General features: G+C 71.7%; 3 protein-coding genes. All 3 read right to left on the bottom strand.

Annotated features, from left to right (window positions below):
• The coding region (locus EK403_RS10995) for a M48 family metallopeptidase (protein WP_245479637.1) at positions 1-568 on the bottom strand (568 nt) is incomplete at its 3' end.
• Positions 569-656: 88 nt separating this feature from the next.
• Positions 657-1424, bottom strand: a complete 768-nt coding sequence (locus EK403_RS10990) for an alpha/beta hydrolase (protein WP_128777536.1) — start codon at positions 1422-1424, stop codon at positions 657-659.
• Between the two features lie 13 nt (positions 1425-1437).
• Positions 1438-2373 carry an AEC family transporter gene (locus EK403_RS10985; protein WP_128777535.1) on the bottom strand — a complete coding sequence of 312 codons (936 nt, stop codon included), beginning with the start codon at positions 2371-2373 and terminating at the stop codon, positions 1438-1440.
• Positions 2374-2430: the final 57 nt, after the last annotated feature.

The raw sequence follows: 2430 nt of genomic DNA, 5'->3' as shown, positions 1-2430 counted from the left end.
GCGGGCGGGAGCCCCAGCGGCTCGTCGTGTCCTTGATGGTGACGCGGCCGACCGAGACGCCGAGCGCCGCGGCGTGGCGGTCGACCGCCGCCAGCAGGTCGGCGCGCGCCTCGCGTTTCAGGAAGTCCGCGACGCGGCGCGGCGCGTGCTCGGGCAGGCCGTGCACCGCGATCACCGGCTCTTCGCCGCGCAGGCCCGGCTCCAGACGCACGAGGCCGCGCATGCCGTCGCCCAGCACGATGCGCCGGCCCTCGCCGCGCAGCGGAATGAGCTCGCCCGGCAGGAAGGGGACGCGCTCGGGCAGGCGCGCCAGCCGCTGCTCGATCCAGCCGACATGGCGGCGGACGAAGTCGTGCGCCGCGGAGACCGAGGTGCGGGCCGGCAGCGTGAGGGTGACGTCGCGCGTGGCCGAGCGCACCCTGAGCGTCATGCGGCGCGCTTGGCTGCTGCGGCGGATCGCGACCGAAACCTTGCCGAGCCGGGTCGGCAGCACGAACGCGTCCTCGCTCACCCGCGCGTCCGGGAGCGTCAGCAGCGGCTTTGAACGAAAGGCGCGGAACAGCGACATCTCGGACGAACTCGGACCGGACCAAATCAACCGTCGCGAATCGGCGGCGGTCGACTTTAGACACGGCGATTCGCCGGATGCGAGCCCCTCAGGTGCGCTCCGCGATGCCGTCCACGGCTTCGATGACGCGCTGTAGATCCTCAGGGCGCGACAGCCGGTGGTCGCCGTCCTTGATCAGCGTCACGACCACGTCGTCCTCGGCGAGCCGCTCGACCAGCTTCAGCGCGTGGGCCCAGGGCACGTCGGGGTCCTCCATGCCCTGCAGGATGTGGACCGGGCAGCGCGCGCGGATCGGGCCGCCGAGCATCAGATGCGCGCGACCTTCCTCGATCAGCCGGCGGGTGATGGGCGTTGGCTCTGGGGAATACTCGCTTGGCTTGCGCCAGACGCCCTCGGACAGGATGGTCGTGCGGACCTCTTCGGAGAACAGCGCCCACATCAGGTCCTCGGTGAAGTCGACCGCGGGCGCGATCAGCACCAGGCCCGCGGGCGGCCGGGCCATGGCGCGGGCGGCGAGCAGCGCCATCCAGCCGCCCATCGACGAGCCGACGAGCACCGGGGCCTCGCCGGCGAACCGCTCGATCGCCGCGACCGAATCCTCGAGCCACTGGCCGATGGTCCCGTCCTCGAAACGCCCGCCCGAGGCGCCGTGGCCCGAATAGTCGAACCGCAGCATCGCGCGGCCGGCCTCGGCGGCCCACGCGTCGAGCGCGGTGGCCTTGGTGGCTGTCATCTCGGACAGGAAGCCGCCGAGCCAGACCACGCAGGGGCCGGTCCCGTCCCGGCGCAGGATCGCGATCTCACGGGAGGACGCGCCTTCGCCGAGCGTGAAGTGGTCTTCGACGAGGTCGGTCATTGCAAGCTCCTTCTCACGCCGCGCCGATCACCAGCAGCCAGACCGACACGGTCACGACCGACAGCGCGGTCGAGACCGCGATCGCCGAGGAGGTGGCCGGCTCGCCGGTCTTGTAGCGGGCGGCGATCAGATAGGCGTTGATGCCGCAGGGCATGGCGGCGAACAGCACCGCGACGCCGGCCCAGACCGGCGGAACGTCCAGCACGTGGAAGGCGAGCAGCCACACGATGAAGGGATGGACCACGAGCTTCAGCGCCGAGACGACCGCGACGGCGCGCATGTCGTTGAAGAAGCCGAAGCGCTTGAGCGCAAGGCCCATGGCGACCAGCGCGCAGGGGCTTGCGGTCGCCGAGAGCTGGTCGATCACCGATCTGAGTGCGCCGGTCGGCGGGTGCCCGAGGCGCTGCGCTGCGAGCCCCGCGGCGAGCGCCAGGATGATGGGGTGGGTGACGATGGTGCGCAGGAGCCGCCGCGCGATCGCGGCCGGCTTGGCGTCGACGGCCGCGGATTCGATCAGCAGCGCCGCGACCGTCATCATGATCGGCAGATGGATGGCGAGCAGCAGGAAGAGCGGCGTGCCGCCCGCCTCGCCATAGACCTCGAGGATCAGCGGCACGCCGACCAGCACGGTGTTGGACTGCGCCGCCGTGAAGCCGAGCACAGCGCCCTCGCGCCGGTCGCGCCCGAACGCCGTCATGGCGACGGCCATCGCGGCCGCCCAGCAGAGTCCGACGCCGGCGAAATAGGCGATCCAGTAGCCATAGGGGTTCTGAGCCGGGATCTCGCCGGTCGCGAGCGTCCGGAAGATCAGCGACGGCACCGCGATCAGCAGCACGTAGTCCGACAGCCCGTCGCCGGCGCGCTCGCCCAGCAGCTTGAGCCGCCCGGCCGCATAGCCGAGGCCGATCAGCCCGAAGGTCGGCAGGACGATGGAGAGGAGGTTGGTCATGGACGCGCGGAGCGCTTAACGCCCGAGGGCCGGAGGGTCAACGCGGGCCGGCCTCTC

The organism is Hansschlegelia zhihuaiae (genome assembly GCF_004103825.1).
Classification (GTDB): Bacteria; Pseudomonadota; Alphaproteobacteria; order Rhizobiales; family Methylopilaceae; genus Methylopila; species Methylopila zhihuaiae.
This window is presented reverse-complemented; position numbering and strand designations above follow the sequence as displayed.